The organism is Pectobacterium fontis (assembly GCF_000803215.1).
Taxonomy (GTDB): Bacteria; Pseudomonadota; Gammaproteobacteria; order Enterobacterales; family Enterobacteriaceae; genus Pectobacterium; species Pectobacterium fontis.
Map to the genome: position 1 here is coordinate 1 of NZ_JSXC01000052.1, position 5,725 is coordinate 5,725.

The following is a 5,725-nucleotide window of genomic DNA, read 5'->3' on the forward strand; positions in this document are numbered from 1 at the left end:
AGATTAATCTCCGTCTCAATCACTATCCTTCCCCGCTCCACCGTCACCGTTATCGGCATCCCGGTCATAAAGCCCGACTCTTCCAGCCAGCGGCCTTTAAGGTTAATCGCCGACGGCGGGTTGGGCCTGCCGTTTTGCGGGGCGTATCCCACAGTGTAGTAACGCGCTGTTTTGGTTGCTGTATTTACCGTGTTGCGTGACGTAGAATCATGCGCAGCCATAGTCAACTCCTTGATAGTTGGTTGTGGTGAGCGGCTGTTACAGGGGGCAACCTGTAGCAGTCGCGCTATCGTTTAGTGCTCTTCTGTTTTGCCAATCACATTATCTAAGATCTCAGAAACCAGCTTCTGCTTCGTGCGCGGTAACTGGCTGATAATCTCAATCTGTTGTTCCAGCCGCGACGCCGGGCCACGCTTACCGCTTCTGCGGGGTGTGGATAATCCCAGCAGTTCATCCAGCGACAGGTTCAGTATCTGCGCCAGTTGTGGCAACAGTGCAGCCGAAATCTTGAGCTTCCCGCCTTCATAGTGCGCCATCGTCTGTTGCGCAATCCCTAACTGCTCTGCCAGTTGCGTCTGTGTTAGCTGCTGCTCTTTGCGTGCCTGCGCGACCCTTGCGCCAAGCTGCTTAAAAAACTGTTCGTCTTTGGTGTTCATGGCCTGCTGTAGCTGTCTGGTTGTTAACACTGCCATGATGTTACTCCCTGTTTTAAATAACTCAGTTGACAATACCCTATAATAGAGTACTCTGCAACAGAGTTATTTTTACCCTAACCCTATTGACAGGTTTTACAGGAGTTCCCGATATGGCACGCATCCCCGAATCCGAGTTGCAGCACCTGAAAGCCGCCGTGCCGTTAGTGGAGGTGGTGCGTGGTCAGAGTCGGCAGGTGTTCAAGCGCGGCAAGGACTGGGTAGTGCTGTGTCCGTTCCATCAGGAGAAAACGCCCTCGTGTGTTATCTCACCGGAGAAGAACCTGTATCACTGCTTCGGCTGCGATGCAGGCGGCTCGGTGCTGGACTGGGTGATGAAGACGGAAGGGTTAAGCCTGCACCGGGCGGTTGACCGTCTGCGCGGTGAACTCGGTGTGGTGCCTGCTGCTGAGCCGTTGCCGCCTGTTACCGATATCGCTAATGAACAGGAAAGACAGGCGTTACTGCTTCGCGTTACTGAGTTCTATCACCACACGCTGCTGAACGCGCCGGAGGCCATCGCCTGGCTGGAAAAGCGTCGCCTGAACCACCCTGAGTTAGTGGCGCAGTTCCGCTTAGGGTTCGCCAACCGCACGCTGGCGTACCGCCTGCCGCCGAAGAAGCTGAAAGACGGCGCGGCCATCCGGGGTCAGTTGCAGGCGCTGGGGGTGATGCGTTCATCTGGTCATGAACATCTGGCGGGGTCGTTAGTCGTTCCGGTTATCGACATGAACGGTCAGGTGCAGGAGATGTACGGTCGCAAGGTCAGCACTGAGTTACGCAAAGGCACGCCGCTGCATCTGTATCTGCCGGGCGCACACGGTGGGGTGTGGAATGAGCAGGCACTGGTTGCCAGTAAAACGGTCATCTTATGTGAAGCGTTACTCGATGCGATGAGCTTCTGGGTGGCGGGTTATCGCAACGTGACGGCGGCCTATGGGGTTAATGGCGTGACCGATGAGATGCGACAGGCTTTTATCCGGCACGGGGTGAAACAGGTGCTTATCGCGTTCGATAACGACGCGGCGGGGGATGAAGGCGCGGTGAAACTGGCTTCCGTATTAGCCGCTGACGGTATCGCACCGTTCCGGCTGGTGTTCCCGGTGGGGATGGATGCGAATGAATATCTGTGCAAGGTGGCGGAGCCGGAAACGGCGTTCGGGTTACTGGTTGACGGGGCGTTGCCAATGGGGGATGCGGTCGGGGTTGACTCCGCGCCTGACTCTGTTCCCGAGCCACAACGAAAAGCCGTGCCACAGCCTGAATCCTTACCGCAACCTGCCTCTTCCTTAGTTGCCGGGGTTGTGGTTGAAGCGCTGGCGAATGGTGAACTTGAGATAACGCTGTCCGGTCAGCAGTGGCGCCTCCGTGGGCTGGCGTCGGTGAAGGTGGGTAGCGGTGTGATGAAGGTGAACGCGCAGGTTGTGGACACACAAAGCGGTGTCGTGTTCGCCGACAGCGTGGACATGATGAGCGCCCGCAGCCGTGCGGGGTATGCGCGGTTGGCCGCGAGTGAGTTAGGGCTGGCTGAAAGCGACATCAAACAGCGCTTGGGACGAGTGCTGCTGGCACTGGAGAATCACCTTGCTCAACCCGAAACCCACGGTGAAGCCACACCGGATATGGCCGATGAACAGCGGGATGCGGCGCTGGCGTTGCTGCAAGACCCGAACCTGATTAGCCGACTGACGGATGACCTGGCGGCCTGTGGCGTGGTGGGGGAATCGACCAACCTGGTGGCGGGTTATCTGGCGGCGGTATCGCGCAAGCTGGACAGGCCGCTGGCCGTGCTCATCCAGAGCAGTTCGGCGGCGGGTAAATCCTCACTGATGGATGCGGTGCTGAACCTGATACCACCGGAAGAGCGGTTGCAATACTCGGCGATGACGGGACAAAGCCTGTTCTATCTGGGCGAAACCAATCTCCAGCATAAAATCCTCGCCATCGCGGAAGAGGAAGGGGTAAGGCAGGCGGCGTATGCGCTGAAGCTGTTACAGAGCGACGGCGAGTTAACCATCGCCAGCACAGGCAAGGACGATGCCACAGGCAATCTGGTGACGAAGCAGTACACGGTAAAAGGCCCGGTGATGCTGATGTTAACGACCACAGCCATCGACGTGGACGAAGAACTGTTAAACCGCTGTCTGGTTCTCACCGTCAACGAATCCCGCGAGCAGACCGAAGCCATACACGCCTTGCAGCGCCATAAACAGACGCTGGAAGGGTTGCTGATGGAGAACGAGAAAGGCTATCTGACGGAACTGCATCAGAATGCGCAGCGGTTACTGAAACCGTTAAAAGTGGTGAACCCGTTCGCGTCACAGCTTACCTTCCTGAGCGACAAGACAAGAACCCGGCGTGACCATATGAAGTACCTGACGTTAATCCAGTCTATCGCGCTGCTGCACCAGTACCAGCGGGAAGTGAAGACGGTAGAGCACCGGGGAACGGTCATCGAATACATCGAGGTGGAGCGCTCCGATATCGTGCTGGCCAACCAACTGGCGCATGAGATATTAGGCCGCACGCTGGACGAGATGCCGCCACAGACGCGCAAACTGTTGCTGCTGATACAGCAATGGGTAAAAGAGAGCGGCCAGCCGAAAGCGGAATACCACTTTACCCGCAAACAGCTACGGGATGCGGTGCAATGGGGCGATACCCAACTGAAAATCCACCTTGCGCGGCTGGTTGAACTGGAATACCTGCTGCTGCACAAACGGGGGCTGACGTTCTGCTATGAACTGCTGTTCGACGGTGATGCTCAGGCGGATAACGCGCACCTGTGCGGCCTTATCGACGTGCCGGAAGCGGCAGAAATAACCGAGAAAGATAACTACGACTCCGCCCGGTCGGGGATAAATGAAAAGCAGTCGGCCTCTGGTCGTGGTGCGGTCGGTGGTCGGTCGGATAAGCAAATCGACGTTAAAGCCAGCACTGGCAAGGGTTCTGCACTATCCGGTCGGGTTAACGGTAAAAGCACTGTTCCGGCAGCACACAATAAGCCTGTCGTACCGTAGTGCCGTTATCCCTCTTCTTCCCCACTCACCACGCAGGATGCGCCGCCATGACCCAATCCAATCCCCCCAGCCCGGAAACGCTTTACCTTAGCCGCCAGACGCAGACGTTGCGCCAGCATACCGGGCATTACCTTGGCCACCTCAGCGCCGCGGGCTACAGCCCGCGCACGCAGGAAGGTTACCGGGAACGGCTGCTGCCGTTCGTGGCGTGGTGTGAGGACAGAGGGGGGCAGTATGCACCACAGGTGAGTCTTGCGGTGCTGGAAGGGTATCAGCGCTGGCTGCGGGGCTACCGCAAGGCAGACGGCAAACCGCTCACGGCGGGCAGTCAGCTTGGCCGTCTGACCGCTATCCGGATGCTGTTCCGCTGGCTGCTGACGCGTCACGTCATCCTGTATAACCCGGCGGAGATGCTGACGTTGCCGAAAGAGGAAAAACGGCTGCCGGCGCAGGTACTGAGTGTGGAAGAAACCAGTGGGGTGTTGCAGTCGGTGGAGAGTGGCACGGTTCTCGGACTGCGTAACCGGGTGATACTCGAAGTGCTGTGGAGCAGCGGTATCAGAAGGGCGGAAGCGGTCAATCTGATGCTGAGTGACATCGACCTGAGCCGGGGCGTGATGGTGGTGCGTCAGGGTAAGGGGAATAAAGACCGGGTGGTGCCGCTGGGTGAACGGGCGTGCAAGTGGTTAGTGCGTTACCTGAACCATGCACGGCCAGAACTGACGAAACGCTATGACAGCGGCCACCTGTTTATCAGCCACAAAGGCACGGGACTGTCCCGCACCACACTGACACAGATGGCGGGGAAAGCTATCCGTGAAACGGGACACCTCGACAAACCGGGAGCGTGTCATGTGTTCCGGCACAGTATGGCAACGCAGATGCTGGAGAACGGCGCGGATACGCGACACATACAAGCCATCTTAGGTCATGAGAAACTGGAAACCACACAGATATACACCAGAGTGGCTATCGGCCACTTGCAGAAGGTGCATGAACAGACGCACCCGGCGGAGCGCAAACAGAAAGCGCGGCGTAAACCGGACAGTACCAAAAAGTAGCTCGTTCCCTTCAGTATCGCGGTACGGTGCAGGGCAACAGGCGCGCCGTCCATGGCGCACCTCTTGCCTTGGTCAGGTAAGGCACTCCGGCGGTAAATGTCGCCCGGCCAGCGCCAGCCAACGGCGTTCTCTGCCATTAACGTTGCTGGCCAGTCGTCATTCAACATAATGTGGCATTACGCGCAAGTTGCTGAACGCAACCTGCGCGCAACACACATTATGTCGGCGCCGTTCAACTAATGGGCGCGCTGCGGTCTTCTTCCACAAAGGTGTGCGGCTGGCCGCCGGGGTTCGGCAGCTCAGAACAGCGTGGCGCACAGGTTCGCGGCGCTCACCTCTGCTATCGGCAGCGGCACACGTCCTTCAGCGCCAACGGTGTGGCCGCCGTCCGTGGCGGCGGAAGCGCCAGTGCTAATCCTCGGCTAACGTCAACCCCAAAGCAGAAGCCGTTCCTTCGTCACGGCGCTTAACGGCTTAATGCCCACCCTGCTGCGTCTGGCTACGCGGGGTCGCAGTCACAGGCTCCTTGCTCCTTCCCCGCTCGCCAGCTTCCGCTACCCGCCCCGGTGTGGCGTGGTCATGCAAACCCGCCGCTCCCTCCGGCACCGTGCAACAGAGCGTCGCAGGCCGACGCTTGCGGACTCTTTGCCGCCCGCACCCGCAGAACCCGCACGGCTTCCCCAAGCGAGTTGCGGAAGCCGTGCGGGTTGCCGTGGTAAACCCAAAAGACAAAACGACTAATGGCAGCGGCTGTCGCCGCTGCTATGATGTGGCTTAGGCAGACAGGACAGTCACAGCATGGCGGTAGCGTGTCCGGGGCTAAAAGTGCGCGTCGGGGTGTTGGGGTTAAGACGGTGTTAAACAGGCCGAAAACGCCTCTTAAAAAGCACGTTGCATCAATGGGTTAAGTGCGCTAAAAAGTACGACGGTGTCGGGATAGTCCCTATGACCC

At 58.4% G+C, this 5,725-nt stretch carries 6 protein-coding genes; 4 read left to right on the forward strand and 2 right to left on the reverse strand.

Annotated elements, in window-relative coordinates:
* Together OI69_RS17345 and OI69_RS17350 are read right to left on the reverse strand one after the other, a co-directional pair.
* On the reverse strand, positions 1 to 221 hold a 221-nt coding region (locus OI69_RS17345; protein ID WP_039353371.1), incomplete at its 3' end, for a SymE family type I addiction module toxin.
* A 72-nt stretch (positions 222 to 293) separates the two neighbouring features.
* The gene (locus OI69_RS17350) at positions 294 to 692 is read right to left on the reverse strand and encodes a helix-turn-helix domain-containing protein (RefSeq protein ID WP_039353374.1); all 399 of its coding nucleotides are present in this window, start codon (positions 690 to 692) and stop codon (positions 294 to 296) included.
* Positions 693 to 805: 113 nt separating this feature from the next.
* Here OI69_RS17350 and OI69_RS17355 point away from each other — a divergent pair, with 113 nt between their 5' ends.
* The 4 genes from OI69_RS17355 to OI69_RS19995 all read left to right on the forward strand — a co-directional run bounded on the left by OI69_RS17355 (position 806) and on the right by OI69_RS19995 (position 5,551).
* Positions 806 to 3,712 (forward strand): DNA primase, encoded by a 2,907-nt coding sequence (locus tag OI69_RS17355; protein ID WP_039353377.1) that lies wholly within the window; start codon positions 806 to 808, stop codon positions 3,710 to 3,712.
* A gap of 47 nt (positions 3,713 to 3,759) precedes the next feature.
* Positions 3,760 to 4,773: a site-specific tyrosine recombinase XerC gene (gene xerC / locus OI69_RS17360; RefSeq protein ID WP_039353380.1), complete on the forward strand. Its 1,014-nt coding sequence runs from the start codon at positions 3,760 to 3,762 to the stop codon at positions 4,771 to 4,773.
* A 239-nt stretch (positions 4,774 to 5,012) separates the two neighbouring features.
* A complete protein-coding gene (locus tag OI69_RS19990; RefSeq protein ID WP_039353383.1) occupies positions 5,013 to 5,243 on the forward strand; it encodes a hypothetical protein in 231 nt (76 codons plus the stop codon).
* Positions 5,244 to 5,299: 56 nt separating this feature from the next.
* Entirely contained in the window at positions 5,300 to 5,551 is a 252-nt protein-coding gene (locus OI69_RS19995; RefSeq protein ID WP_162183345.1) for a hypothetical protein, read from the forward strand.
* Positions 5,552 to 5,725 lie beyond the last annotated feature (174 nt).

Coding starts and splice junctions, on each gene's coding strand:
- OI69_RS17350 (WP_039353374.1), bottom strand. CDS start 692: ATGGCAGTGTTAACAACCAGACAGCTACAGCAGGCCATGAACACCAAA.
- OI69_RS17355 (WP_039353377.1), top strand. CDS start 806: ATGGCACGCATCCCCGAATCCGAGTTGCAGCACCTGAAAGCCGCCGTG.
- xerC (WP_039353380.1), top strand. CDS start 3,760: ATGACCCAATCCAATCCCCCCAGCCCGGAAACGCTTTACCTTAGCCGC.
- OI69_RS19990 (WP_039353383.1), top strand. CDS start 5,013: ATGGGCGCGCTGCGGTCTTCTTCCACAAAGGTGTGCGGCTGGCCGCCG.